This is a genomic window from Pantoea sp. Sc1 (assembly GCF_000255315.1).
Lineage (GTDB): Bacteria > Pseudomonadota > Gammaproteobacteria > Enterobacterales > Enterobacteriaceae > Pantoea > Pantoea anthophila.
On sequence record NZ_AJFP01000001.1, the window covers coordinates 460,478 to 482,573 of the forward strand.

Here is a 22,096-nt window from a genome sequence, read left to right on the forward strand (position 1 = left end):
TGAAAGGAAATTTAATGCAGCATACCTTCATTGACGTCGAATAGCAGTTCTTCCATCTGCTGATAGGCATTTTCACATCCCGGGATGTTGAACAACACCATCAGCACCACCCATTTGAGGTCCTCCAGATCAAACTCAGAGGTATCCAGCGCCATGACACGTTCGATGACCATCTCACGGGTTTCCAGATTCAGCACCTGAATCTGCTCCAGGAAGAGCAGGAAACCGCGGCTTTCGGCATCTAAACGTTTACTCTCTTCGTCGGTATAAATACGCATAGAGAGCGGATCGTTGGTCAGTAAAATTGGCGCAACCAGTCCTTCCTGATAATCCGCCAGTCTTTCCAGCCAGTTAAGCGCACTGTAAATATCTTCACGATGGAACCCGGCATCCGTCAGGTCATCTGTCAATCTGTCCTGATCAACACCCATTTCTGCTTCGTTGTGGATATAGGTCTCAAACAAGTACATGAGTACGTCGAACATGGCATGCCCTCCTCAATCGGACATAGCCGCCGGGTACAGCTGCGATCCATCCTGCTAACTCCAGTTCCAGCAATTGAGCTGAGATAACTGGCACAGATTGGCCGGCACGTTCAGCGACAACGTCAACAGGTGTAACCTCATCACCTACGTTAGCCAACACATCAGCAAATGGCAATGGAGCATCGTCACCTGGTTCAGAATAAATTTCGTCATCCTGTGTCACAGGCAGCCAGTTCAGTGCCCCAGCCAGATCCTCCAGAATGTTGTTGGGATGTGCCACCAGCAGGGCGCCCTGCTGAATCAGCCAGTTGACCCCTTCGCTTAACGGGTTGCCGAGCGCGCCAGGTAGTGCATAAACATTGCGGTTTTGCTCCAGCGCATAGCGAGCGGTCACCAGTGAACCACTCTTCAGCGAGGCTTCCACCACCAGCACGCCCAGACTCAGGCCGCTGATGATCCGATTGCGACGCGGAAAGTTGAGCGGATGAGGAATGGTGTTCAGCGGAAACTCAGACACCACGGCACCGCCCTGCTCAACAATCTCTGCGGCAAGGCGGACATGCTGTCGGGGATAGAGCCGCTGCAGCCCGCTGCCTAATATGGCTACCGTTTTGCCGCCGGTACTCAGTGCCGCCTGATGCGCAACGCCATCAATCCCCCGCGCCAGTCCGCTGGTGATGGTCAGCCCGCTGAGGCTCAGGTGCCGGGTAAACCATTCGCCCCAGTAACGGCCATTGGGTGAGCCGTTCCGGCTGCCCACGACTGCCAGCTGTGGGGTAGTGATGACGGCCGGATCGCCGTGGATGTAAAGCAGCGGCGGAAAGCGACTGGTTTCCCTGAGCCGGGCAGGATAGGCGGCGTCCAGCGCAGTGATCAGATGATGGGCAGGACTGCGCGCTAACCAGTGCTGCACATCGGTGATCGTTTTTTCAGGCAGATCAGCGTATTGCTGACACTGCGCAGCGTCTAACCCCAGCCGCATAAGTTTCCCACTGTCTGCCGGTGCATCGCCAAGCTGCTGCGCCACGGTCAGCCAGCGCTTTCCTGTCATTCCACACACCGCGGCCAGCCGCAGATACTGCGCTATTTTGTCCATTTGCTGCTCCCTGATTGCCCCGGCTTCCTGCCGCACAATGCTGTCAATCAGGTCTCAGAAAGTCTACAATATGAGGCAGTAATCTTTTCCTAAACGAATACAGATCTGGATATTTATGTCAGTTTTGCAGGTATTACATTTTCCTGACGAGCGCCTTCGCAAAGTCGCCGCGCCCGTTAAAGAAGTTAACGCAGACATTCAGCGTATCGTTGATGATATGTTCGAGACAATGTATGCCGAAGAGGGCATCGGTCTTGCGGCGACGCAGGTCGATATTCATCAGCGCATCATCGTGATTGATGTCTCTGAAAGTCGTGAAGAGCGTTTAGTCCTGATCAACCCTGAGCTGCTGGAAAAAAGCGGTGAAACCGGTATTGAAGAGGGCTGCCTGTCGATTCCGGAGCAGCGTGCATTTGTCCCGCGTGCTGAGCGCGTAAAAGTTCGCGCGCTGGATCGCGACGGTAACAGTTTCGAACTGGAAGCCAGCGACTTACTCGCCATCTGTATCCAGCATGAGATCGATCATCTGGAAGGCAAACTGTTTATTGATTATCTGTCGCCTCTGAAGCGTCAGCGGATCAAAACCAGATTAGAGAAACTGGCGCGTCAGAACGCCCAGGCTTCCTGAGATCTTAAAAAGGGATAAACGTGTCTGCCCCGCTAAAAATCATTTTTGCCGGCACTCCTGACTTTGCAGCGCGTCATCTTGACGCGCTGCTTGCTTCTGAGCATCAGGTTATCGGTGTCTTTACTCAGCCCGACCGCCCTGCGGGTCGCGGCAACAAACTCACGCTTGGCCCGGTCAAAACGCTGGCGCTGGCTCATGACATTCCGGTGTTTCAGCCAAAGTCACTGCGACCTGAAGAGAACCAGCAGCTGGTTGCTGACCTGCAGGCCGATGTGATGGTTGTCGTGGCGTATGGATTAATTCTGCCCAGGGCGGTGCTGGATATGCCGCGTCTGGGCTGCATCAATGTCCACGGTTCGCTGCTCCCCCGCTGGCGTGGTGCCGCGCCGATTCAGCGTGCGCTCTGGGCTGGCGACAGTGAAACTGGCGTCACCATCATGCAGATGGATGTGGGTTTAGATACCGGCGATATGCTGCATAAACTGGCCTGCCCGATTACCCCCCAGGACACCAGTGCCACTCTGTATGACAGACTGGCCCAGCTCGGCCCGCAGGGGCTGCTGGATACGCTGACGTTACTCAACACGCAGCAGGCCTCACCCGAAAAACAGGATGAAGCACTCGCCAGCTACGCTGAGAAGCTGAGCAAAGAGGAGGCGCGTCTTGACTGGAGACTGCCCGCAGAACAGCTTGAGCGCTGTATCCGCGCCTTTAATCCCTGGCCGATGAGTTTTTTCACGGTTGACGACCAGCCGGTGAAAGTCTGGCAGGCTACCGTACTGCCTCATCGCGACCATGCACCGGGTGAAATTATCGCTGCAGACAAGCAGGGCATCCAGGTCGCGACCGCCGAGGGCGTATTGAATCTGGTGCAGTTACAGCCCGCCGGTAAAAAACCGATGTCGGCTCAGGATCTTCTCAACTCGCGTCGGGAGTGGTTCGAACCTGGAACCCTTCTGGACTGACTCTCTGGCCCGGTGACTTACCGGGCTTTTTGTTTGATGACAAAACCCTATGACTAAATCAACCAACCTGCGTAGCCTCTCCGCCCAACTGATTGAGCGCGTTGTGGACAAAGGCGAATCCCTGAATACGGTTCTGCCTGCCGCCCAGAAAAAACTCACCGACAAGGATAGCGCATTAGTACAGGAGATCTGTTTTGGTGTTCTGCGCACATTGCCGCAGCTGGAAGCGCTGATTGGCAAACTGATGGAACGTCCACTGACCGGTAAACAGCGGGTTCTTCACTATCTGATCATGGTCGGACTTTATCAGCTGGAATATACCCGGGTGCCAGCTCACGCTGCACTGGCTGAAACCGTCGCGGGCGCAGAGGTGCTGAAGCGCACCAGCCTGAAAGGGTTATTAAACGGGGTATTGCGCCAGTTTCAGCGCCAGCGTGAAACGTTACTCGCCAGCATCCAGGATGGCCCACAACGTTATCTCCATCCGGGCTGGCTGCTTAAGCGATTGCAGCACGCCTGGCCGGAACAGTGGGAGCATATCGTCGAAGCAAATAATCTGCGTCCGCCGATGTGGCTGCGGGTTAACCGTCAGCATCATTCACGTGACGCCTGGCTGACCATGCTGACTGAAAGCGGCAGAAATGCACAGCCGGCTGCCGATGTTCCGGATGCGTTGCGGCTTGATGTCCCCGCCCTGGTCAGCCAGTTGCCCGGCTTTGATCAGGGCTGGGTGACCGTACAGGATTTATCAGCCCAGCGCTGCGCTCTGCTGCTCGAACCTCAGAATGGCGAGCAGATTCTGGATTTATGTGCGGCACCTGGTGGTAAAACGACCCATATCCTTGAGATTGCGCCGGACGCCGACGTGCTGGCTGTCGATGTGGATGCTCAGCGTCTTAAACGCGTTGATGAGAATCTGCAGCGACTGGGCATGAAAGCGGAGGTCAAACAGGGGGACGGACGGACACCGCAGCAGTGGTGTGGCGATCGGCAGTTTGACCGTATCCTGCTGGATGCGCCCTGCTCTGCAACCGGCGTTATCCGCCGACATCCCGATATTAAGTGGCTGCGCCGCGATCGCGATATCGCTGAGCTGGCAAAGCTGCAGCGTGAGATTCTGGACGCTATCTGGCCGCACCTGAAACCTGGCGGCACGCTGATTTATGCCACCTGCTCCATCCTGCCTGAAGAGAACCACCAACAGATTGAGGCTTTCCTGCAGCGACAGCACGATGCGCAGGCGGAGCCGCTCAGGGATGCACCGGCGAGCGGGTTACAGGTCTTTCCGGATGCTGAAGGCGGAGATGGTTTCTTCTACGCTAAGCTGATAAAAAATTCGGGTTCACACTGATATGAGTATTGATAAGCGATGAAAATAATCATTCTGGGCGCAGGTCAGGTAGGCGGAACGCTGGCAGAGAATCTGGTGGGTGAAAACAACGATATCACAGTCGTTGATACCGATTCGGCACGCCTGCGTCATCTGCAGGATAAGTTCGATCTGCGTGTAGTTCAGGGGCACGGTTCACATCCGCGGATCCTGCGTGAGGCGGGCGCTGAAGACGCCGACATGCTGGTTGCCGTTACCAGTTCGGATGAAACCAACATGATTGCCTGTCAGATTGCTTATTCGCTTTTCAATACGCCCAACCGAATCGCCCGTATTCGTGCGGCGGACTATCTGCGCGATGCAGATAAGCTTTTTATGCCGGAAGCCGTTCCTATCGACCATCTGATCTCACCAGAGCAGCTGGTTATCGATAATATCTACCGTTTGATCCAGTATCCGGGCGCCCTGCAGGTGGTGAATTTTGCTGAAGGCAAAGTCAGCCTGGCCGTAGTCAAAGCGTATTATGGCGGGCCTCTGGTCGGAAATCCGCTTTCTATCCTGCGTGAGCACATGCCGCACATTGATACCCGTGTCGCCGCTATCTTCCGTCAGGACCGTCCCATTCGTCCCCAGGGTTCGACCATCGTCGAGGCAGGTGATGAAGTGTTTTTCATCGCGGCCAGCCAGAATATTCGTGCAGTTATGAGCGAAATGCAGCGGCTGGAAAAGCCTTACAAGCGCATCATGTTAGTGGGAGGCGGCAATATCGGTTTTGGTCTGGCACAGCAGCTGGAGAAGCACTACAGCGTGAAGCTGATCGAGCGTAATCCCCAGCGGGCCGCAGAACTGGCGGAACATCTCCATGATACCGTCGTCTTTTATGGCGATGCGTCAGACCAGGAGTTGCTTGCGGAGGAGCATGTCGAGCAGGTTGATCTGTTCATTGCAGTCACCAATGATGATGAAGCCAATATCATGTCAGCCATGCTGGCGAAAAAGATGGGCGCCAAAAAAGTCATGGTGCTGATACAGCGTCGTGCTTATGTCGATCTGGTGCAGGGCAGTGTTATCGATATCGCGATTTCTCCTCAGCAGGCCACCATCTCTGCCCTGCTGGGCCATGTCCGTAAAGCGGACATCGTGGGTGTTTCCTCGCTGCGTCGCGGCATCGCTGAGGCGATCGAAGCGATAGCGCACGGTGACGAATCGACATCACGGGTGGTGGGCCGCGCGATTGATGATATCAAACTGCCCCCGGGTACCATCATTGGTGCGGTGGTGCGCGGCGATGATGTGATGATTGCCAATGACAACCTGCGTATCGAGCAGGGTGACCATGTAATCATGTTCCTGACCGATAAGAAATTCGTGTCGGATGTTGAGCGGCTCTTCCAGCCAAGTCCTTTCTTCCTGTAAATCCTGTATTGATTTTCAGTCGGGGGGAGCTATGCAAAACAGCCACCTGTTTGGCTGCGCTTATGGAAAAAACAGCAAGGTTTGTTAGACTTTATGACACTGGCAAGGAGAGGAGTTAAGTATGAGTTTAATCAAAGAGTTTCGTGATTTTGCAATGCGCGGGAATGTGATGGATCTGGCCGTCGGTGTTATCATCGGCGCTGCGTTTGGTAAGATCGTCTCATCATTAGTGGCTAACATCATTATGCCACCGTTGGGTTTATTGATCGGTGGTGTCGATTTTAAATCGTTTGCCTGGGTGCTCAAGCCTGCTGTTGGCGACACGCCTGCCGTCGTTATGCAGTACGGTATCTTCCTGCAGAGTATCTTCGACTTTGTCATCATTGCCTTTGCCATCTTTATGGCGATCAAACTGATGAACCGTCTCTACAAGAAAAAAGAAGTTGAGAAGCCTGCACCTAAACCTTCAAACGAAGAAGTGCTGCTGACTGAAATTCGCGACCTGCTTAAACAGCAGAATACCCGCGTGTAGTAAACAAACCGCCGCTGAGGCGGTTTTTTAATGGTAAAGAAGAAGGGCAGTGATAAGACGCTTTCTTATCACTGCCCTCCCATCCCTGCCCCTTGTTGTGTTTTTCCTTTCGTCTGAAGCTGCCCTTACCCTTTTGTTTCTGCTCAATGCGCTGACGGAAAAGCGGGTCGTGTAACAGAGCCTCAATCGCGTTATCGCGGATTTGCCCCCTGGTATGCTGATATTTACTCATAATGCCTCCTGTTGAGATGGTCTGATACTCTATTCCTTTGCGGTAAAATCACAAGACCCTTGTTTGTCTGAAGCCTCTCCCCGCTCCAGTGCCTCAAGAATTGAGCACGAAATGCTACTGTGGCTGTGACCACAACAGGCGTCCGAAAGAATACGCAGAGAGCGCTGCATCGACTCAAGTTCCGCTATCATCTGCGCCACTTCATCCAGCCGTTTCTCAACGATCGCTTTTGACTCCTGGCAGGTGTGATGTGCCGGATCGACCCGGATTGACAGAAGTTCCCGGATCGCTTCCAGACTGAAGCCGAGCTTACGACCGTGGCGAATAAATTTCAGACGCTGCAGATCGCCTTCGCTGTAGAGGCGAAAACCACCTTCGGTACGCTCTCCATGGTCCATCATCTGCTGCTTTTCATAAAAACGGATGGTGTCAGGCGTTACCTCAGCAAGCTTTGCTAACTGACCAATGCGGAACATCTACTCCTCCTCGCGGAAATGGTGGCGTATCGCGGTAGCATAGTTTCCATGAAGAAAATCGGTACTCATGCCCGCCTGTCGCAAGCGCAGTTCCAGCACCTGAAGCCGGTGACAATGATTCTGATAGTCACGATCCGCAGGATCCAGCTGGCGAATCAGATCGTTGACTTCCATCGCCTCACGCCTTAACTCCAGCTCGGGTGGCAGAAAGCCAGAATTTTTCAGCAGTCGATACCCTGCCCTTAACTCCTGAGGGACATGACTGTCATCATCCAGCTGTAGCGGTTTGCCAGAGCCACGAAGGTTACTGAGTTCGCCTTTTTCCAGTGCCGCTTTGATGTGCTGTTCAGCAAGTTCGTCTACCAGCCACATAACAGATGCCCTCAAAAATAGAAGCGTCATTCTAAGGTAGCGAATTTCAGGCAATAAAAAACCCGCCGAAGCGGGTTTTTTACGTTGCTGCAGATTACTCTGCGGCTGCTTCTGCTTGAGCTTCTGGACGATCAACCAGCTCGATGTATGCCATCGGAGCGTTGTCACCAGCACGGAAGCCACACTTCAGAATACGAGTGTAACCACCAGCACGGCTCGCAAAACGCGGGCCCAGCTCATTAAACAGTTTTGCCACGATCTCGTTATCACGAGTACGGGCGAATGCCAGACGACGATTAGCTACGTTGTCGGTCTTGGCAAGAGTAATCAGCGGCTCAACTACGCGACGCAGTTCTTTGGCTTTCGGCAGAGTCGTTTTGATGATCTCATGACGAACCAGAGAACCGGCCATGTTGCGGAACATAGCCTGACGATGGCTGCTGTTGCGGTTCAGTTGACGACCACTCTTACGATGGCGCATGACCTTATCCTTCTCAGTGAAACCTTAACCTGTGATCGGTTTATTCATCAGCAATGCTTGCCGGTGGCCAGTTCTCAAGGCGCATGCCCAGAGACAGACCACGTGAAGCGAGCACATCTTTAATCTCAGTAAGAGATTTTTTACCCAGGTTAGGCGTTTTAAGCAGCTCAACCTCGGTACGCTGTACCAGATCACCGATGTAGTGGATAGCTTCTGCCTTAAGGCAGTTAGCAGAGCGGACAGTCAATTCCAGATCGTCAACAGGGCGCAGCAGGATCGGATCGAATTCTGGTTTCTCTTCTTTAACTTCCGGCTGACGTACATCACGTAAGTCAACGAAAGCTTCAAGTTGTTCAGCCAGAATGGTCGCCGCACGACGAATCGCCTCTTCAGGATCGATTGTGCCGTTGGTTTCCATTTCGATGACCAGCTTGTCCAGGTCGGTGCGCTGCTCTACACGCGCTGCTTCAACATTGTAGGCGATACGGTCTACAGGGCTGTAGCAAGCGTCAACTAACAGGCGGCCGATTGGGCGCTCATCTTCTTCCGAATGAATTCGGGCAGAAGCCGGCACATAGCCACGACCACGCTGAACTTTGATACGCATGCTGATAGCCGCGTTCTCATCGGTCAGATGGCAGATGACATGCTGAGGCTTGACGATTTCGACATCACCATCATGGGTAATGTCGGCTGCAGTCACAGGGCCAATGCCAGATTTATTCAGGGTCAGAATAACTTCATCTTTACCCTGAACTCTTACCGCCAGCCCTTTCAGGTTGAGCAGGATTTCCAGGATATCTTCCTGTACGCCCTCTTTGGTGCTGTACTCATGAAGTACACCATCAATTTCAACCTCGGTCACCGCGCAACCCGGCATGGATGAAAGCAGAATACGGCGCAGTGCGTTACCAAGAGTATGGCCAAAGCCACGCTCTAAAGGCTCAAGGGTCACCTTGGCGTGCGTCGAACTCACTTGCTCGATATCTACCAGGCGCGGTTTTAGAAACTCTGTCACAGAACCCTGCATTGTGTCCTCTCTTTGGTACTAAGCTTTACTTGGAGTAAAGCTCGACGATCAGGTGTTCGTTAATGTCCGCAGACAGATCAGTACGTTCAGGAATACGCTTGAACACACCTTCCATCTTAGTCGCATCAACTTCCAGCCAGGTTGGCTTTTCACGCTGCTCAGCCAGCTCCAGAGCGGCCTTCACGCGAGATTGCTTTTTGGCTTTCTCACGGATGCTAACGACATCATTCGGAGATACCTGATAAGAAGCGATGTTAACAACGCGGCCGTTTACCAGAACAGACTTGTGGCTAACCAGCTGACGTGCTTCTGCACGTGTGGCACCGAAGCCCATACGATAAACTACGTTGTCCAGACGACCTTCCAGCAGAGCCAACAGGTTTTCACCGGTGTTGCCTTTCAGACGAGCTGCTTCTTTGTAATAGTTACGGAACTGACGCTCCAGCACGCCGTAGATACGACGAACTTTCTGCTTCTCACGTAACTGACCGCCGTAATCAGACAGACGCGGTTTACGCGCACCATGCTGACCAGGGGCTTGTTCAATTTTACACTTGGAATCAATCGCGCGAACGCCAGACTTAAGGAATAAGTCAGTGCCCTCACGACGGCTCAGCTTGAGCTTAGGACCCAAATATCTTGCCATTTTCTTTCTCCAACTATCCTAAAAAAACGGGCGTTATACGCGACGTTTTTTCGGCGGACGACAACCGTTATGAGGGATCGGAGTCACATCAGTAATATTCGTGATGCGGAAACCAGCGGCGTTCAAAGCACGAATCGTAGATTCGCGACCTGGACCCGGACCCTTTACCATAACTTCCAGATTCTTAATTCCGTAATCTTTTACCGCTTCTGCACAGCGCTCTGCAGCGACCTGAGCAGCAAACGGAGTGGATTTACGTGAACCGCGGAAACCGGAACCACCGGCGGTTGCCCAACCCAGTGCGTTACCCTGACGATCAGTAATGGTAACGATGGTGTTGTTAAAAGAAGCATGGACATGAGCCACGCCATCTGAGACTTGTTTTCTTACACGCTTGCGTGCACGAACTGGTGCCTTTGCCATTATTTACTCACCCCGATTATTTCTTGATCGGTTTACGCGGACCCTTACGGGTACGTGCGTTGGTCTTGGTACGCTGACCGCGAACCGGAAGACCACGACGATGGCGCAAACCACGGTAGCAACCAAGGTCCATAAGACGCTTGATGCTCAGGGTGATTTCACGGCGCAGATCACCTTCAACAACGAATTTAGCAACTGCATCACGCAGCTGATCAATTTGTTCTTCAGACAGCTCACTGATCTTAACATTTTCAGCAATGCCCGTTGAAGCGCAGATGGCTTTTGAACGGGTTTTACCGATACCGAAGATCGAAGTTAATGCGATAACGGTATGTTTTTGATCAGGAATGTTAATGCCTGCTATACGGGCCACTATGCACTCCTATAATTAAACAAGCACGTCCCATGCTGAAAAGCCCGTTTTCAGGATACTCAAATGGAAACGTACTGACATACAAAAGATTGGCTGGCTAATCTAGCCAGCTCAACCCGACTTTGCAAGAAAAATATGTGACAAAATCAGCCTTGGCGCTGTTTATGCTTTGGCTCGGCGCTGCAGATCACACGTACGACACCGTCGCGACGAATGATTTTGCAGTTACGACATAATCTCTTGACGGAAGCACGAACTTTCATTTTTACTCTCCGTAACTTCTCAACCAACTGAATTAACGGCCGTAGCCTTTCAGGTTAGCTTTCTTCAGTGCCGACTCGTACTGACTGGACATCATCAGAGTTTGCACTTGAGCCATAAAGTCCATGATGACGACAACTACGATAAGCAGTGATGTACCGCCAAAGTAGAAGGGAACCTTCATCGCATCACGCATGAACTCCGGGATAAGGCAGATAAAGGTAATGTACAGGGCGCCGATTAAGGTCAAACGCGTCATTACTTTATCAATATACTTCGCCGTTTGCTCTCCCGGACGAATTCCCGGTACGAATGCACCAGACTTCTTCAGGTTATCTGCTGTTTCACGTGGGTTGAAAACCAACGCCGTATAGAAGAAACAGAAGAAGATGATTGCAGTCGCATAGAGTAGCACATAAAGCGGCTGTCCTGGCTGCAAATACAGCGAAATTGTTGTCAGCCAGTTCCAACCGGTACCGCCCCCAAACCACGATGCAATCGTTGCCGGGAACAGAATAATGCTGGAAGCAAAAATAGCCGGGATAACACCCGCCATATTCACTTTCAACGGTAAATGTGTGCTCTGTGCAGCGTAAACGCGACGACCCTGCTGACGTTTTGCGTAGTTCACCACAATGCGGCGCTGTCCACGTTCAACGAAGATAACAAAGTAGGTCACTGCGAATACGAGTACTGCAACCAACAGCAACAGAAGGAAGTGCAGGTCGCCTTGCCGCGCTTGCTCGATGGTATGGCCAATGGCCGGCGGAAGACCCGCAACAATACCTGCGAAGATAATGATCGAAATACCGTTACCGATACCCCGCTCAGTAATCTGTTCGCCCAGCCACATCAGGAACATTGTTCCTGAGACCAGACTCACAACAGCGGTAAAGTAGAACGCAAAGCCCGGATTCATCACCAGACCCTGCATCCCTGGCATATTCGGCAGACCGGTAGCAATACCGATCGACTGGAATATGGCCAATACCAACGTACCGTATCGGGTGTACTGGCTAATCTTACGACGGCCAGCCTCCCCTTCTTTCTTGATTTCCGCTAACGCTGGATGAACCACCGTTAATAACTGGATAATGATCGATGCCGAGATATACGGCATGATGCCCAGTGCGAAAATAGAAGCACGGCTGAGAGCACCACCAGAGAACATGTTAAACATTTCAATGATGGTGCCACGCTGTTGCTCAAGCAGTTTGGCAAGTACAGTGGCATCAATACCAGGGATTGGAATAAAAGAGCCAATACGGAAGACAATCAGTGCGCCGATGACAAACAGAAGTCTGCGTTTCAGCTCACCAAAGCCGCCTTTGGCGCTTTGAAAATCTAATCCCGGTTGTTTAGCCATCTGCTACTTATTCCTCGATTTTACCGCCAGCAGCTTCGATTGCAGCACGAGCACCTTTGGTGACACGCAGGCCGCGAACCGTTACCGGTGCAGAAACTTCACCAGACAGAATTACTTTAACGAATTCAATCTGAACACCGACAATGTTGGCTGCTTTCAGCGCGTTCAGGTCGACGATACCGCCTTCAACTTTCGCCAGATCAGACAGACGAATCTCTGTAGTGATCATTGCTTTGCGAGAGGTGAAACCGAACTTCGGCAGACGACGGTACAGAGGCATCTGACCACCTTCGAAACCGCGACGTACGCCACCGCCAGAACGTGAGTTCTGACCTTTGTGACCACGACCACCGGTTTTTCCGAGGCCAGAACCGATACCACGACCCAGACGCTTAGTAGCGTGCTTAGACCCTTCGGCCGGAGACAGAGTATTTAAACGCATCTCTTACTCCTCCACTTTAACCATGTAGGAAACCGCGTTGACCATGCCGCGTACAGCTGGCGTGTCTTCACGCTCTACGGTATGACCAATACGACGCAGACCCAGGCCAACCAGAGTGGCTTTATGCTTAGGCAAGCGGCCGATTGAACTACGGGTTTGAGTGATTTTAATAGTCTTAGCCATCGTGATTACCCCAGAATTTCTTCAACGGATTTACCACGCTTAGCAGCGACCATTTCCGGAGATTTCATATTGCCCAGGCCGTCGATAGTTGCACGAACCACGTTGATCGGGTTAGTAGAACCATAGGCTTTTGCCAGTACGTTATGAACTCCAGCGACTTCCAGAACGGCGCGCATTGCACCACCGGCGATGATACCGGTACCTTCTGAAGCCGGCTGCATGAACACGCGGGAACCCGTGTGTGCACCTTTAACAGGGTGCTGCAGGGTGCCGTTGGTCAGCGCGACGTTAACCATGTTGCGACGGGCTTTCTCCATCGCTTTCTGGATCGCTGCTGGAACTTCACGCGCTTTACCGTAACCAAAACCTACGCGACCGTTACCATCGCCTACCACAGTCAGTGCTGTGAAGGAGAAAATACGACCACCTTTAACAGTTTTAGAAACACGGTTTACCGCGATCAGTTTTTCCTGCAGTTCGCCAGCTTGTTTCTCGATGTGTGCCATCTTAGACCTCTACCTTAGAACTGAAGGCCAGCTTCACGGGCAGCATCTGCCAGTGCCTGGACGCGACCATGATATTGGAAACCGGAACGGTCGAAAGAAACACCTGTGATGCCTTTTTCGATTGCGCGTTCTGCGATAGCTTTACCTACTGCAGCTGCGGCTTCTTTATTACCGGTATACTTCAGTTGTTCAGTGATAGCTTTTTCTACAGTAGAAGCAGCGACCAGAACTTCGGAACCGTTCGGGGCGATTACCTGTGCGTAAATATGACGCGGGGTACGATGTACCACCAGGCGAGTAGCACCCAGCTCTTTGAGCTTGCGACGTGCACGGGTCGCACGACGGATACGAGCAGATTTCTTATCCATAGTGTTACCTTACTTCTTCTTAGCCTCTTTGGTACGCACGACTTCGTCGGCGTAACGGACACCCTTGCCTTTGTAAGGCTCAGGACGACGGTAGGCGCGCAGGTCTGCTGCAACCTGACCAATCAGCTGCTTATCAGCGCCTTTCAGCACGATCTCAGTCTGAGTTGGGCATTCTGCAGTGATACCCGCGGGCAGCTGGTGATCGACTGGATGAGAAAAGCCCAGTGACAGGTTAACCATATCGCCTTTAACGGCAGCACGATAACCTACACCAACCAGCTGCAGCTTCTTAGTGAAGCCTTCGGTAACACCGATAACCATTGCGTTCAGCAGCGCGCGAGAAGTACCCGCCTGCGCCCAGCCGTCAACGAAACCTTCGCGCGGAGCGAAAGTCAGAGCGTTGTCAGCATGCTTAACTTCAACAGCATCATTGATAGTACGAGTCAGCTCGCCGTTTTTACCTTTAATCGAAATTACCTGACCGTCGAGTTTTACCTCTACGCCGGCAGGAACAACGACAGGTGCTTTAGCAACACGAGACATATGTATCCTCCGATTACGCTACGTAGCAGATAATTTCGCCACCAAGACCAGCCTGGCGCGCTGCACGATCAGTCATGACACCTTTGGATGTAGAAACTACAGCGATGCCCATACCAGCCATTACCTTTGGCAGCTCATCTTTTTTCTTATAGATGCGCAGGCCAGGACGGCTTACTCGCTGAATGCTTTCTACAACAGCTTTACCCTGGAAATACTTAAGAGTCAGTTCCAGTTCCAGCTTGATGTCGCCTTCGATTTTGAAATCTTCAATATAACCTTCTTCCTTCAGAACGTTGGCAATTGCCAATTTCAGCTTGGAGGAAGGCATGGTGACCGCAACTTTGTTCGCGGCCTGACCGTTACGGATACGGGTCAGCATATCCGCGATCGGATCTTGCATGCTCATCTGTGTTACTCCCGTGATTCAATTGGTGACAATTACCAGCTAGCCTTTTTCAGGCCCGGGATTTCACCGCGCATGGCGGCTTCGCGGACCTTGATACGGCTCAACCCAAACTTCCGCAGGAAACCGTGCGGACGACCTGTTTGACGGCAGCGGTTACGCTGACGTGAAGGGCTGGAATCACGCGGCAGACTCTGCAGCTTCAGAACAGCATCCCAACGGTCTTCGTCGGAAGCGTTCACATCAGAGATGATCGCTTTCAGTTCAGCGCGTTTAGCGAAGAATTTGTCTGCTAATTTTGCACGTTTAACTTCACGTGCTTTCATAGATTGCTTAGCCATTAAGTAACCCTACCTTACTTACGGAACGGGAAGTCAAAGGCAGCCAGCAGAGCACGGCCTTCATCATCAGATTTCGCAGTAGTGGTAATGGTGATATCCAAACCACGAACGCGATCGACTTTGTCGTAGTCGATTTCTGGGAAGATGATCTGCTCACGTACACCCATGCTGTAGTTGCCACGACCATCGAATGACTTAGCGGACAAGCCACGGAAGTCACGGATACGTGGAACAGCAATGGTGACCAGACGCTCAAAGAACTCCCACATGCGCTCGCCACGCAGAGTTACTTTACAGCCGATCGGATAGCCCTGACGGATTTTGAAGCCTGCAACTGATTTGCGTGCTTTGGTGACCAGCGGTTTTTGACCGGAGATTGCTGCCAGGTCAGCTGCTGCGTTATCCAGCAGTTTCTTGTCAGCGATCGCTTCACCAACACCCATGTTCAGGGTGATCTTCTCGACCCGAGGGACTTGCATGACAGAATTGTAGCCAAACTCTGTCATGAGTTTCTGGACTACTTCGTCTTTGTAGTAATCATGCAGTTTCGCCATCGTACTACTCCAAATTACTTGATAGTTTCGCTGTTAGACTTGAAGAAACGGACTTTTTTGCCGTCTTCGAATCTAAAGCCTACACGGTCAGCCTTACCAGTTGCCGCGTTGAACAGTGCAACGTTAGAAACCTGAATAGCAGCTTCTTTTTCAACGATGCCACCTGGCTGGTTCAGAGCCGGAACCGGCTTCTGATGTTTCTTCACCAGGTTGATACCTTCAACGATGACCTTACCAGAAGACAGGACATTCTTTACCTTACCGCGCTTACCTTTATCTTTACCGGTCAACACGATAACTTCGTCGTTACGACGGATTTTAGCTGCCATTGTTCGCTCCTTAGAGTACTTCTGGTGCCAGAGAGATAATTTTCATGAACTTTTCAGTACGAAGTTCACGAGTTACCGGCCCAAAAATACGCGTACCGATAGGCTGCTCACTGTTATTGTTCAGAATAACGCATGCATTACCATCGAAGCGAATGACAGAACCGTCCGGGCGACGAACACCCTTCCTGGTGCGCACCACTACCGCCTTCAGGACATCACCTTTTTTGACTTTACCACGAGGAATTGCTTCCTTGATGGTAACTTTGATGATGTCACCGACGCCTGCGTAGCGACGGTGCGAGCCACCCAGAACCTTGATACACATTACGCGACGTGCACCGGAGTTGTCGGCGACGTTCAGCATAGTCTGTTCTTGGATCATTTTAGTGCTCCGCTAATGTCAACTACTACTTCGGGACCTAAACCTCAGGTCGTTAGAAAGCCCCATAATTGAGGGCGCGGCATTGTAACACCGGTTCTCACAGATGGGTAGAAAAAATAAACGGCTCTCAATCGAGCCGCTGATTTTCCCTGATGACAGGGAGGGCGTATTCTAGGGAATAGTGCGAACAGTAGCAAATGTAATCTGCCTTATTTTTCGTCGATCCCCAAATAAAGTGCCCTTCTGTCTCAGCCTGCCAGTTTTGTGGCCAGTTGGTTGTGCTGACGCAGCAGCACTGGCAGTTCAATTCCGGCCAGTTCTCCTTTACGTACCCGAACTTGTCCGTTAATGATGCTGTAAGCCACCTGTCCCGGATTACAGAACACCAGGGCGGCAACCGGATCGTGCCCTGCCCCAGCCAGGCCTGGCCGATTCAGATCAAACACCGCCAGGTCAGCCATCATGCCAGGCGCGATAGCCCCCACATCATTACGGTTAAGCACTTTTGCACTTCCCAGCGTTGCCAGCTCCAGGGCCTGCCGTGCGGTCATGGCATCCGGGCCAAACCCGACACGCTGCAGCAGCATCGCCTGACGAACCTCGGCCATCATATCTGAGCTGTCATTGGAGGCGGAGCCATCCACACCAAGACCGACATGCACACCGGCATCACACATATGGCGTATCGGGGCGATGCCTGAGCCGAGCCGCATATTTGAGCAGGGACAATGAGCAATGCCGGTTCCGGTGCGGGCAAAGAGTTCAATACCCTGTGGATCGAGTTTGACGCAGTGAGCATGCCAGACATCCGGGCCAACCCAGCCGAGGTCCTCCACATACTGCGCAGGGGTCATATTAAATTTTTCGCGACTGTAGCGGATGTCGCTGTCGTTCTCTGCCAGATGCGTGTGCATCGAGACGCTGAAACTGCGGGCCAGTGCGGCGGACTGCTTCATCAGCTCACGGCTGACGGAGAATGGCGAACAGGGAGCCACCACGATGCGTAGCATCGAACCGTGGCTTTCATCGTGATAGCGTTCAATGACCCGCTGCGTATCTTTCAGAATTGCCGATTCATTCTCCACCAGGCTATCGGGCGGTAAGCCGCCCCGTGATTTCCCCACGCTCATACTGCCCCGGCTTGCATGGAAACGCATTCCCATGACAGCAGCAGCCTCAATACTGTCATCAAGCTGACAGCCATTGGGATAGACATAGAGATGATCACTGGTGGTCGTGCAGCCAGAGAGTATCAGTTCAGCCATCGACATCTGCGTTGAGATACGAATCATCTCAGGTGTCAGGTTCTGCCAGAGAGGATAGAGGTGAGTCAGCCAGTTAAAGAGTTCACCATTCTGCACAGCCGGAATGGCGCGGGTCAGGCTCTGATACATATGGTGATGCGTATTGATCAGACCCGGAATCACAATGTGCCCACGCAGGTCGATAACTTCATCCGCGCTATCGGGTAGTGTTCCGGCTTCTCCGACCGCCACGATCTGATTTCCTTTGATCAGAACAGAGGCGTTGCGAATTTCCCGACGGTCAGCATCCATGCAAACTACACAGTCGGCGTTCTTCAGTAACAGAGTTCGTTCCATGCTATTGCCTGTAGGTTGATGTTGTGTGCTTTCCGATAATAGCGGCAAGCTTTTGGCAGAGCTAATAGCAGGCAACGCAGCAAACAAAGGTAATTTCAGCAGTGACCGCCGTAAGCGATCGGGACTCTCCATTTTCACGGCACATTTCCTTGTACAGTTATGACGACACCGGCCTGTTCAGCACGGTGCATTCAGGCCAGACCGCCTGAAGAGTCGCAGCTTACCGCCAGGAAACTGTCGAATTTGTGCGCACTATCAAATCTGCATGGCCGGGGACACAAATGGATCAATACCGGGGCAGAGGCAAAAAAAAACCCCCTGCCGAAGCAGAGGGTTTCCTCAGAAAAAACGGTTCTTATTACAGAACGGCTTTCTCAATTACGCGAACCAGGGTCCAGGATTTAGTCTTGGACAGTGGACGGCATTCGCGGATTTCTACCACGTCGCCGATTCCACATTCATTGTTCTCGTCATGGATGTGCAGCTTGGTCGTACGCTTAATGAATTTGCCGTAGATCGGGTGTTTCACGAAACGTTCGATAGCAACAACTGCAGATTTCTGCATTTTGTCACTTACTACACGACCCTGCAGAGTACGGATTTTATCGGTCATTACGAACCCGCCTTCTCAGTCAGTAAAGTCTTAACGCGTGCAACATCACGGCGAACCTGTTTCAGCAGATGAGTCTGCTGCAGTTGGCCAGATGCTGCCTGCATGCGCAGGTTAAATTGCTCACGCAGCAGATTAAGCAGCTCAGTGTTCAGCTCTTCAACGCTTTTTTCACGCAGCTCAGTTGCTTTCATTACATCACCGTCTTAGTTACAAAGGTGGTTTTGATAGGCAGTTTTGCTGCTGCCAGCTTGAATGCTTCACGGGCCAGCTCTTCTGGTACGCCGTCCATTTCATACAGGACTTTACCAGGCTGGATCAGGGCAACCCAATACTCAACGTTACCCTTACCTTTACCCATACGCACTTCCAGCGGCTTCTCGGTGATCGGTTTGTCCGGGAATACTCGGATCCAGATCTTACCTTGACGCTTAACTGCACGGGTCATAGCACGACGTGCTGCTTCGATCTGACGAGCAGTCAGACGACCACGGCCAACAGCTTTCAGACCGAAAGTACCGAAGCTAACATCCGTACCCTGCGCCAGACCGCGGTTGCGGCCTTTGTGCACCTTACGGAATTTTGTACGCTTTGGTTGTAACATCAGCGACTCTCCTTACTTACGGCCTTTACGCTGCTGCTTTTTAGGTTGAGCAGCCGGTTCCGGTTGTTCAACAGCAGCCATACCACCCAGGATCTCACCTTTGAAGATCCATACCTTAACGCCGATTACACCATAAGTGGTGTGCGCTTCAGAGGTGTTGTAGTCAATGTCAGCACGCAGTGTGTGCAACGGTACGCGACCTTCACGATACCATTCGGTACGTGCGATCTCGGCGCCGCCCAGACGGCCGCTAACTTCGACTTTAATACCCTTCGCGCCAAGACGCATGGCGTTCTGAACCGCACGCTTCATAGCACGACGGAACATCACACGACGCTCCAGCTGTGAAGTGATGCTGTCAGCAACCAGTTTTGCGTCCAGTTCCGGCTTGCGGACTTCGGCGATATTGATCTGTGCAGGAACGCCAGCGATGTTCGCGACGACCGTGCGCAGTTTTTCTACGTCTTCGCCTTTCTTACCGATAACGATGCCAGGACGAGCGGTGTGAATAGTCACACGGATGCTCTTAGCTGGACGCTCGATAACGATACGAGAGACAGACGCTTTAGCCAGTTCTTTAGTCAAAAACTGACGGACTTTAAAATCGCTGTCCAGGTTGTCAGCGAATTCTTTGGTGTTCGCAAACCAGGTAGAGTTCCATGGTTTTACAATACCCAGGCGAATACCATTAGGATGTACTTTCTGACCCATTGCTAGTCTCCAGAGTCTCAGCGATCGGACACAACCACAGTAATGTGGCTGGTGCGCTTCAGGATGCGATCTGCACGACCTTTGGCACGCGGCATAATGCGTTTCATGGTCGGACCTTCATCAACGAAAATTTTCGTGATTTTCAGATCGTCGATATCAGCGCCATCGTTGTGTTCGGCGTTAGCAATGGCAGATTCCAGAACTTTCTTGACCAGTACAGCCGCTTTCTTGTTGGTGTAGGTCAAAATGTCCAGTGCCTGCGACACTTTCTTACCGCGAATCAGGTCAGCAACAAGGCGAACCTTCTGAGCAGAAGAACGAGCGTGGCGATGTTGAGCTAAAGTTTCCATCTCTTCCTCCTACTTATTTCTTCTTGGCTTTTTTATCAGCCGCGTGACCGCGATAAGTACGTGTCGGCGCGAATTCACCCAGTTTGTGACCAACCATTTCGTCGGAAACAAAGACAGGAACGTGCTGACGACCATTATGGACAGCGATGGTCAAACCGATCATGTTAGGAAAGATCGTTGAACGACGGGACCAAGTGCGCAAAGGCTTCTTGTCACCGCTTTCCACCGCTTTCTCTACCTTCTTCAGCAAGTGCAGGTCAATAAAAGGACCTTTCTTGAGAGAACGTGGCATGGCTTATCCTCTAATATTATTTGCTACGGCGACGTACGATAAATTTATCAGTACGCTTGTTGCTACGGGTCTTCTTACCTTTGGTCTGAACGCCCCACGGAGAAACCGGGTGCTTACCAAAGTTACGACCTTCACCACCACCGTGCGGGTGATCAACTGGGTTCATCGCGGTACCACGAACGGTCGGACGAACACCACGCCAACGGGCTGCACCAGCTTTACCCAGAACGCGCAGCATATGCTCAGCGTTGCCGACTTCGCCCAGTGTTGCGCGGCAGTCAGACTCGACTTTACGCATTTCACCTGAACGCAGACGCAGGGTAACGTAAGAACCTTCACGCGCAACGATCTGCACGTAAGCACCGGCTGAGCGAGCAATCTGACCGCCTTTGCCTGGTTTCATTTCTACGTTATGCACGGTTGAACCCACCGGGATGTTACGCATCGGCAGTGTGTTACCTGCTTTGATCGCAGCATCAACGCCAGACTGAATCTGGTCGCCGGCTTTCAGGCCTTTAGGGGCCAGGATGTAACGGCGTTCGCCGTCTTTGTACAGAACCAGTGCGATGTTCGCAGAGCGGTTCGGATCGTACTCAAGACGTTCAACAACTGCCGGGATACCGTCTTTGTTGCGTTTGAAGTCAACAATACGATAAGCCTGCTTGTGACCACCACCGATATGACGGGTAGTGATACGACCATTGTTGTTACGGCCACCGGATTTGCTGTTTTTTTCTACCAGCGGGGCAAATGGTTTGCCCTTGTGCAGCTCCGCGTTTACCACTTTAACTACATGGCGACGACCCGGAGATGTCGGTTTACATTTAACAACTGCCATTGTCTTTCTCCTCCGACTTACTCAGCGCCGCCAGCGAAGTCCAGATTCTGGCCTTCTTTCAGGGTGACGTAAGCTTTTTTCCAGTCGCTACGACGACCGATACGCTGTCCTTGACGCTTAACTTTGCCCTTAACAACCAGGGTGTTTACGTCTTTAACTTCTACTTCGAACAGTTTCTCAACAGCAGCAACGATCTCTGCTTTGGTCGCGTCATTAGCAACTTTGAGAACGATGGTATTGGTTTTTTCCATCGCGCTAGATGCTTTTTCAGATACGTGCGGCGCGCGCAGTACTTTCAGCAGACGTTCTTCACGGATCATGCCAGCATCTCCTCAACTTGCTTAACTGCATCAGCAGTCATAACGACTTTGTCGAAGGCGATCAGGCTAACTGGATCGATACCAGATGCATCACGCACGTCAACCTTGTACAGGTTACGCGCAGCCAGGAACAGATTCTCATCCAGTTCGCCGGTGATGATCAGCACGTCTTCCAGCGCCATGTCTTTCAGTTTCTGTACCAGCAGCTTGGTTTTCGGCGCTTCTACAGCAAATGATTCGACAACGATCAGACGGTCCTGACGTACCAGTTCGGACAGAATGCTTTTCAGCGCGCCGCGGTACATCTTTTTGTTAACTTTTTGACTGTGGTCTTGTGGCTTAGCAGCAAAGGTCACGCCACCTGAACGCCAGATCGGGCTCTTTACAGAACCTGAACGCGCACGGCCGGTGCCTTTCTGACGCCATGGCTTTTTGCCTGAACCGGTTACTTCAGCGCGAGTTTTCTGCGCGCGAGTTCCCTGGCGGGCGCCTGATGCGTAAGCAACAACAACCTGGTGAACCAGCGCTTCGTTGAAATCACGACCGAAGGTAGTTTCGGAAACAGTCAGCGCGCTCTGCGCGTCTTTCAATACTAATTCCATTGCTA

Annotated in this window: 37 protein-coding genes; 5 read left to right on the top strand and 32 right to left on the bottom strand. The window is 52.1% G+C overall.

The window, feature by feature from the left end; all coding sequences use genetic code 11:
• Positions 1 to 11: 11 nt before the first annotated feature.
• Both smg and dprA read right to left on the bottom strand, forming a co-directional pair.
• Positions 12 to 485 carry a DUF494 family protein Smg gene (gene smg / locus S7A_RS02185; RefSeq protein ID WP_009087552.1) on the bottom strand — a complete coding sequence of 158 codons (474 nt, stop codon included), beginning with the start codon at positions 483 to 485 and terminating at the stop codon, positions 12 to 14.
• Positions 457 to 1,581 carry a DNA-protecting protein DprA gene (gene dprA, locus S7A_RS02190; RefSeq protein WP_009087554.1) on the bottom strand — a complete coding sequence of 375 codons (1,125 nt, stop codon included), beginning with the start codon at positions 1,579 to 1,581 and terminating at the stop codon, positions 457 to 459. The genes smg and dprA overlap by 29 nt, the downstream gene beginning before the upstream one ends.
• Positions 1,582 to 1,696: 115 nt before the next feature.
• Between dprA and def the strand changes: the two genes are divergently transcribed.
• The 5 genes from def to mscL all read left to right on the top strand — a co-directional run bounded on the left by def (position 1,697) and on the right by mscL (position 6,452).
• Positions 1,697 to 2,209 carry a peptide deformylase gene (gene def, locus S7A_RS02195; RefSeq protein ID WP_009087556.1) on the top strand — a complete coding sequence of 171 codons (513 nt, stop codon included), beginning with the start codon at positions 1,697 to 1,699 and terminating at the stop codon, positions 2,207 to 2,209.
• A 20-nt stretch (positions 2,210 to 2,229) separates the two neighbouring features.
• Positions 2,230 to 3,174, top strand: coding sequence for a methionyl-tRNA formyltransferase (fmt, locus tag S7A_RS02200; RefSeq protein ID WP_009087558.1), 945 nt, complete (start codon positions 2,230 to 2,232; stop codon positions 3,172 to 3,174).
• A gap of 49 nt (positions 3,175 to 3,223) precedes the next feature.
• Entirely contained in the window at positions 3,224 to 4,525 is a 1,302-nt protein-coding gene (gene rsmB, locus S7A_RS02205; RefSeq protein ID WP_009087560.1) for a 16S rRNA (cytosine(967)-C(5))-methyltransferase RsmB, read from the top strand.
• A gap of 18 nt (positions 4,526 to 4,543) precedes the next feature.
• On the top strand, positions 4,544 to 5,920 hold the full coding sequence (trkA, locus tag S7A_RS02210; RefSeq protein WP_009087562.1) for a Trk system potassium transporter TrkA: 1,377 nt from the start codon (positions 4,544 to 4,546) through the stop codon (positions 5,918 to 5,920).
• A 121-nt stretch (positions 5,921 to 6,041) separates the two neighbouring features.
• Positions 6,042 to 6,452: a large-conductance mechanosensitive channel protein MscL gene (gene mscL / locus S7A_RS02215; protein WP_009087564.1), complete on the top strand. Its 411-nt coding sequence runs from the start codon at positions 6,042 to 6,044 to the stop codon at positions 6,450 to 6,452.
• Here the strand turns inward: mscL and S7A_RS02220 are convergent.
• The 30 genes from S7A_RS02220 to rplD all read right to left on the bottom strand — a co-directional run bounded on the left by S7A_RS02220 (position 6,427) and on the right by rplD (position 22,091).
• Complete coding sequence (locus S7A_RS02220) at positions 6,427 to 6,684, bottom strand: alternative ribosome-rescue factor A (protein WP_009087565.1); 258 nt, start codon at positions 6,682 to 6,684, stop codon at positions 6,427 to 6,429. The genes mscL and S7A_RS02220 overlap by 26 nt on opposite strands.
• A 29-nt stretch (positions 6,685 to 6,713) precedes the next feature.
• On the bottom strand, positions 6,714 to 7,160 hold the full coding sequence (zntR, locus tag S7A_RS02225; protein WP_009087570.1) for a Zn(2+)-responsive transcriptional regulator: 447 nt from the start codon (positions 7,158 to 7,160) through the stop codon (positions 6,714 to 6,716).
• A complete protein-coding gene (locus S7A_RS02230) occupies positions 7,161 to 7,532 on the bottom strand; it encodes a DUF1992 domain-containing protein (RefSeq protein WP_009087573.1) in 372 nt (123 codons plus the stop codon).
• A 94-nt stretch (positions 7,533 to 7,626) separates the two neighbouring features.
• Positions 7,627 to 8,013, bottom strand: a complete 387-nt coding sequence (gene rplQ, locus S7A_RS02235) for a 50S ribosomal protein L17 (RefSeq protein ID WP_009087575.1) — start codon at positions 8,011 to 8,013, stop codon at positions 7,627 to 7,629.
• A 40-nt stretch (positions 8,014 to 8,053) separates the two neighbouring features.
• On the bottom strand, positions 8,054 to 9,043 hold the full coding sequence (gene rpoA / locus S7A_RS02240; protein ID WP_003850179.1) for a DNA-directed RNA polymerase subunit alpha: 990 nt from the start codon (positions 9,041 to 9,043) through the stop codon (positions 8,054 to 8,056).
• 25 nt (positions 9,044 to 9,068) lie between these two features.
• Complete coding sequence (rpsD, locus tag S7A_RS02245; RefSeq protein WP_008927131.1) at positions 9,069 to 9,689, bottom strand: 30S ribosomal protein S4; 621 nt, start codon at positions 9,687 to 9,689, stop codon at positions 9,069 to 9,071.
• A 33-nt stretch (positions 9,690 to 9,722) separates the two neighbouring features.
• Positions 9,723 to 10,112, bottom strand: a complete 390-nt coding sequence (gene rpsK, locus S7A_RS02250) for a 30S ribosomal protein S11 (RefSeq protein ID WP_004160563.1) — start codon at positions 10,110 to 10,112, stop codon at positions 9,723 to 9,725.
• 16 nt (positions 10,113 to 10,128) lie between these two features.
• Positions 10,129 to 10,485 carry a 30S ribosomal protein S13 gene (gene rpsM / locus S7A_RS02255; RefSeq protein ID WP_003850176.1) on the bottom strand — a complete coding sequence of 119 codons (357 nt, stop codon included), beginning with the start codon at positions 10,483 to 10,485 and terminating at the stop codon, positions 10,129 to 10,131.
• Positions 10,486 to 10,631: 146 nt separating this feature from the next.
• Positions 10,632 to 10,748 (bottom strand): 50S ribosomal protein L36, encoded by a 117-nt coding sequence (rpmJ, locus tag S7A_RS20655; protein WP_010252805.1) that lies wholly within the window; start codon positions 10,746 to 10,748, stop codon positions 10,632 to 10,634.
• A 32-nt stretch (positions 10,749 to 10,780) separates the two neighbouring features.
• On the bottom strand, positions 10,781 to 12,112 hold the full coding sequence (gene secY / locus S7A_RS02260; protein ID WP_009087577.1) for a preprotein translocase subunit SecY: 1,332 nt from the start codon (positions 12,110 to 12,112) through the stop codon (positions 10,781 to 10,783).
• 7 nt (positions 12,113 to 12,119) lie between these two features.
• Positions 12,120 to 12,554, bottom strand: coding sequence for a 50S ribosomal protein L15 (gene rplO, locus S7A_RS02265; RefSeq protein WP_009087579.1), 435 nt, complete (start codon positions 12,552 to 12,554; stop codon positions 12,120 to 12,122).
• 3 nt (positions 12,555 to 12,557) lie between these two features.
• On the bottom strand, positions 12,558 to 12,737 hold the full coding sequence (gene rpmD / locus S7A_RS02270; protein WP_003850166.1) for a 50S ribosomal protein L30: 180 nt from the start codon (positions 12,735 to 12,737) through the stop codon (positions 12,558 to 12,560).
• 5 nt (positions 12,738 to 12,742) lie between these two features.
• On the bottom strand, positions 12,743 to 13,243 hold the full coding sequence (gene rpsE / locus S7A_RS02275; RefSeq protein ID WP_003850164.1) for a 30S ribosomal protein S5: 501 nt from the start codon (positions 13,241 to 13,243) through the stop codon (positions 12,743 to 12,745).
• Positions 13,244 to 13,257: 14 nt separating this feature from the next.
• A complete protein-coding gene (rplR, locus tag S7A_RS02280) occupies positions 13,258 to 13,611 on the bottom strand; it encodes a 50S ribosomal protein L18 (RefSeq protein WP_003850163.1) in 354 nt (117 codons plus the stop codon).
• Between the two features lie 9 nt (positions 13,612 to 13,620).
• Positions 13,621 to 14,154, bottom strand: coding sequence for a 50S ribosomal protein L6 (rplF, locus tag S7A_RS02285; protein WP_009087581.1), 534 nt, complete (start codon positions 14,152 to 14,154; stop codon positions 13,621 to 13,623).
• A gap of 13 nt (positions 14,155 to 14,167) precedes the next feature.
• The gene (rpsH, locus tag S7A_RS02290) at positions 14,168 to 14,560 is read right to left on the bottom strand and encodes a 30S ribosomal protein S8 (RefSeq protein ID WP_003850158.1); all 393 of its coding nucleotides are present in this window, start codon (positions 14,558 to 14,560) and stop codon (positions 14,168 to 14,170) included.
• Positions 14,561 to 14,592: 32 nt separating this feature from the next.
• Positions 14,593 to 14,898: a 30S ribosomal protein S14 gene (rpsN, locus tag S7A_RS02295; RefSeq protein ID WP_008927132.1), complete on the bottom strand. Its 306-nt coding sequence runs from the start codon at positions 14,896 to 14,898 to the stop codon at positions 14,593 to 14,595.
• 14 nt (positions 14,899 to 14,912) lie between these two features.
• Positions 14,913 to 15,452: a 50S ribosomal protein L5 gene (gene rplE, locus S7A_RS02300; RefSeq protein WP_003850155.1), complete on the bottom strand. Its 540-nt coding sequence runs from the start codon at positions 15,450 to 15,452 to the stop codon at positions 14,913 to 14,915.
• A gap of 14 nt (positions 15,453 to 15,466) precedes the next feature.
• Entirely contained in the window at positions 15,467 to 15,781 is a 315-nt protein-coding gene (rplX, locus tag S7A_RS02305) for a 50S ribosomal protein L24 (RefSeq protein ID WP_003850150.1), read from the bottom strand.
• A 10-nt stretch (positions 15,782 to 15,791) separates the two neighbouring features.
• Positions 15,792 to 16,163, bottom strand: coding sequence for a 50S ribosomal protein L14 (rplN, locus tag S7A_RS02310; RefSeq protein ID WP_006120590.1), 372 nt, complete (start codon positions 16,161 to 16,163; stop codon positions 15,792 to 15,794).
• 248 nt (positions 16,164 to 16,411) lie between these two features.
• Positions 16,412 to 17,764: an 8-oxoguanine deaminase gene (locus S7A_RS02315; protein ID WP_033736069.1), complete on the bottom strand. Its 1,353-nt coding sequence runs from the start codon at positions 17,762 to 17,764 to the stop codon at positions 16,412 to 16,414.
• Between the two features lie 358 nt (positions 17,765 to 18,122).
• Positions 18,123 to 18,377, bottom strand: a complete 255-nt coding sequence (gene rpsQ, locus S7A_RS02320) for a 30S ribosomal protein S17 (RefSeq protein ID WP_003850147.1) — start codon at positions 18,375 to 18,377, stop codon at positions 18,123 to 18,125.
• Complete coding sequence (rpmC, locus tag S7A_RS02325; RefSeq protein WP_003850146.1) at positions 18,377 to 18,568, bottom strand: 50S ribosomal protein L29; 192 nt, start codon at positions 18,566 to 18,568, stop codon at positions 18,377 to 18,379. The genes rpsQ and rpmC overlap by 1 nt, the downstream gene beginning before the upstream one ends.
• Complete coding sequence (gene rplP, locus S7A_RS02330) at positions 18,568 to 18,978, bottom strand: 50S ribosomal protein L16 (protein WP_002438716.1); 411 nt, start codon at positions 18,976 to 18,978, stop codon at positions 18,568 to 18,570. Before rplP ends, rpmC begins: the two co-directional genes overlap by 1 nt.
• 12 nt (positions 18,979 to 18,990) lie before the next feature.
• On the bottom strand, positions 18,991 to 19,689 hold the full coding sequence (rpsC, locus tag S7A_RS02335; protein WP_009087585.1) for a 30S ribosomal protein S3: 699 nt from the start codon (positions 19,687 to 19,689) through the stop codon (positions 18,991 to 18,993).
• A 17-nt stretch (positions 19,690 to 19,706) separates the two neighbouring features.
• Positions 19,707 to 20,039 carry a 50S ribosomal protein L22 gene (gene rplV, locus S7A_RS02340; protein WP_008927136.1) on the bottom strand — a complete coding sequence of 111 codons (333 nt, stop codon included), beginning with the start codon at positions 20,037 to 20,039 and terminating at the stop codon, positions 19,707 to 19,709.
• A 13-nt stretch (positions 20,040 to 20,052) separates the two neighbouring features.
• Positions 20,053 to 20,331, bottom strand: coding sequence for a 30S ribosomal protein S19 (gene rpsS, locus S7A_RS02345; RefSeq protein WP_001138115.1), 279 nt, complete (start codon positions 20,329 to 20,331; stop codon positions 20,053 to 20,055).
• Between the two features lie 16 nt (positions 20,332 to 20,347).
• Positions 20,348 to 21,169, bottom strand: a complete 822-nt coding sequence (gene rplB, locus S7A_RS02350; RefSeq protein ID WP_009087588.1) for a 50S ribosomal protein L2 — start codon at positions 21,167 to 21,169, stop codon at positions 20,348 to 20,350.
• 17 nt (positions 21,170 to 21,186) lie between these two features.
• Positions 21,187 to 21,489: a 50S ribosomal protein L23 gene (gene rplW / locus S7A_RS02355; protein ID WP_003850708.1), complete on the bottom strand. Its 303-nt coding sequence runs from the start codon at positions 21,487 to 21,489 to the stop codon at positions 21,187 to 21,189.
• Positions 21,486 to 22,091: a 50S ribosomal protein L4 gene (rplD, locus tag S7A_RS02360; RefSeq protein WP_009087590.1), complete on the bottom strand. Its 606-nt coding sequence runs from the start codon at positions 22,089 to 22,091 to the stop codon at positions 21,486 to 21,488. Before rplD ends, rplW begins: the two co-directional genes overlap by 4 nt.
• Positions 22,092 to 22,096 lie beyond the last annotated feature (5 nt).

Coding starts and splice junctions, on each gene's coding strand:
- S7A_RS02220 (WP_009087565.1), bottom strand. CDS start 6,684: ATGAGTAAATATCAGCATACCAGGGGGCAAATCCGCGATAACGCGATT.
- rpsS (WP_001138115.1), bottom strand. CDS start 20,331: ATGCCACGTTCTCTCAAGAAAGGTCCTTTTATTGACCTGCACTTGCTG.
- rpsC (WP_009087585.1), bottom strand. CDS start 19,689: ATGGGTCAGAAAGTACATCCTAATGGTATTCGCCTGGGTATTGTAAAA.
- secY (WP_009087577.1), bottom strand. CDS start 12,112: ATGGCTAAACAACCGGGATTAGATTTTCAAAGCGCCAAAGGCGGCTTT.
- rplQ (WP_009087575.1), bottom strand. CDS start 8,013: ATGCGCCATCGTAAGAGTGGTCGTCAACTGAACCGCAACAGCAGCCAT.
- S7A_RS02315 (WP_033736069.1), bottom strand. CDS start 17,764: ATGGAACGAACTCTGTTACTGAAGAACGCCGACTGTGTAGTTTGCATG.
- rpoA (WP_003850179.1), bottom strand. CDS start 9,043: ATGCAGGGTTCTGTGACAGAGTTTCTAAAACCGCGCCTGGTAGATATC.
- dprA (WP_009087554.1), bottom strand. CDS start 1,581: ATGGACAAAATAGCGCAGTATCTGCGGCTGGCCGCGGTGTGTGGAATG.
- rplN (WP_006120590.1), bottom strand. CDS start 16,163: ATGATCCAAGAACAGACTATGCTGAACGTCGCCGACAACTCCGGTGCA.
- rplP (WP_002438716.1), bottom strand. CDS start 18,978: ATGTTACAACCAAAGCGTACAAAATTCCGTAAGGTGCACAAAGGCCGC.
- rplB (WP_009087588.1), bottom strand. CDS start 21,169: ATGGCAGTTGTTAAATGTAAACCGACATCTCCGGGTCGTCGCCATGTA.
- rpmJ (WP_010252805.1), bottom strand. CDS start 10,748: ATGAAAGTTCGTGCTTCCGTCAAGAGATTATGTCGTAACTGCAAAATC.
- rpsE (WP_003850164.1), bottom strand. CDS start 13,243: ATGGCACACATCGAGAAACAAGCTGGCGAACTGCAGGAAAAACTGATC.
- rplX (WP_003850150.1), bottom strand. CDS start 15,781: ATGGCAGCTAAAATCCGTCGTAACGACGAAGTTATCGTGTTGACCGGT.
- rplO (WP_009087579.1), bottom strand. CDS start 12,554: ATGCGTTTAAATACTCTGTCTCCGGCCGAAGGGTCTAAGCACGCTACT.
- rpmD (WP_003850166.1), bottom strand. CDS start 12,737: ATGGCTAAGACTATTAAAATCACTCAAACCCGTAGTTCAATCGGCCGC.
- rplD (WP_009087590.1), bottom strand. CDS start 22,091: ATGGAATTAGTATTGAAAGACGCGCAGAGCGCGCTGACTGTTTCCGAA.
- rplE (WP_003850155.1), bottom strand. CDS start 15,452: ATGGCGAAACTGCATGATTACTACAAAGACGAAGTAGTCCAGAAACTC.
- rpsD (WP_008927131.1), bottom strand. CDS start 9,689: ATGGCAAGATATTTGGGTCCTAAGCTCAAGCTGAGCCGTCGTGAGGGC.
- rplF (WP_009087581.1), bottom strand. CDS start 14,154: ATGTCTCGTGTTGCTAAAGCACCTGTCGTTGTTCCTGCCGGCGTAGAG.
- mscL (WP_009087564.1), top strand. CDS start 6,042: ATGAGTTTAATCAAAGAGTTTCGTGATTTTGCAATGCGCGGGAATGTG.
- rpsQ (WP_003850147.1), bottom strand. CDS start 18,377: ATGACCGATAAAATCCGTACTCTGCAGGGTCGTGTAGTAAGTGACAAA.
- S7A_RS02230 (WP_009087573.1), bottom strand. CDS start 7,532: ATGTGGCTGGTAGACGAACTTGCTGAACAGCACATCAAAGCGGCACTG.
- rpsK (WP_004160563.1), bottom strand. CDS start 10,112: ATGGCAAAGGCACCAGTTCGTGCACGCAAGCGTGTAAGAAAACAAGTC.
- smg (WP_009087552.1), bottom strand. CDS start 485: ATGTTCGACGTACTCATGTACTTGTTTGAGACCTATATCCACAACGAA.
- rpmC (WP_003850146.1), bottom strand. CDS start 18,568: ATGAAAGCAACTGAGCTGCGTGAAAAAAGCGTTGAAGAGCTGAACACT.
- zntR (WP_009087570.1), bottom strand. CDS start 7,160: ATGTTCCGCATTGGTCAGTTAGCAAAGCTTGCTGAGGTAACGCCTGAC.
- trkA (WP_009087562.1), top strand. CDS start 4,544: ATGAAAATAATCATTCTGGGCGCAGGTCAGGTAGGCGGAACGCTGGCA.
- rplW (WP_003850708.1), bottom strand. CDS start 21,489: ATGATCCGTGAAGAACGTCTGCTGAAAGTACTGCGCGCGCCGCACGTA.
- rpsH (WP_003850158.1), bottom strand. CDS start 14,560: ATGAGCATGCAAGATCCGATCGCGGATATGCTGACCCGTATCCGTAAC.
- rpsN (WP_008927132.1), bottom strand. CDS start 14,898: ATGGCTAAGCAATCTATGAAAGCACGTGAAGTTAAACGTGCAAAATTA.
- rplV (WP_008927136.1), bottom strand. CDS start 20,039: ATGGAAACTTTAGCTCAACATCGCCACGCTCGTTCTTCTGCTCAGAAG.
- rplR (WP_003850163.1), bottom strand. CDS start 13,611: ATGGATAAGAAATCTGCTCGTATCCGTCGTGCGACCCGTGCACGTCGC.
- rsmB (WP_009087560.1), top strand. CDS start 3,224: ATGACTAAATCAACCAACCTGCGTAGCCTCTCCGCCCAACTGATTGAG.
- def (WP_009087556.1), top strand. CDS start 1,697: ATGTCAGTTTTGCAGGTATTACATTTTCCTGACGAGCGCCTTCGCAAA.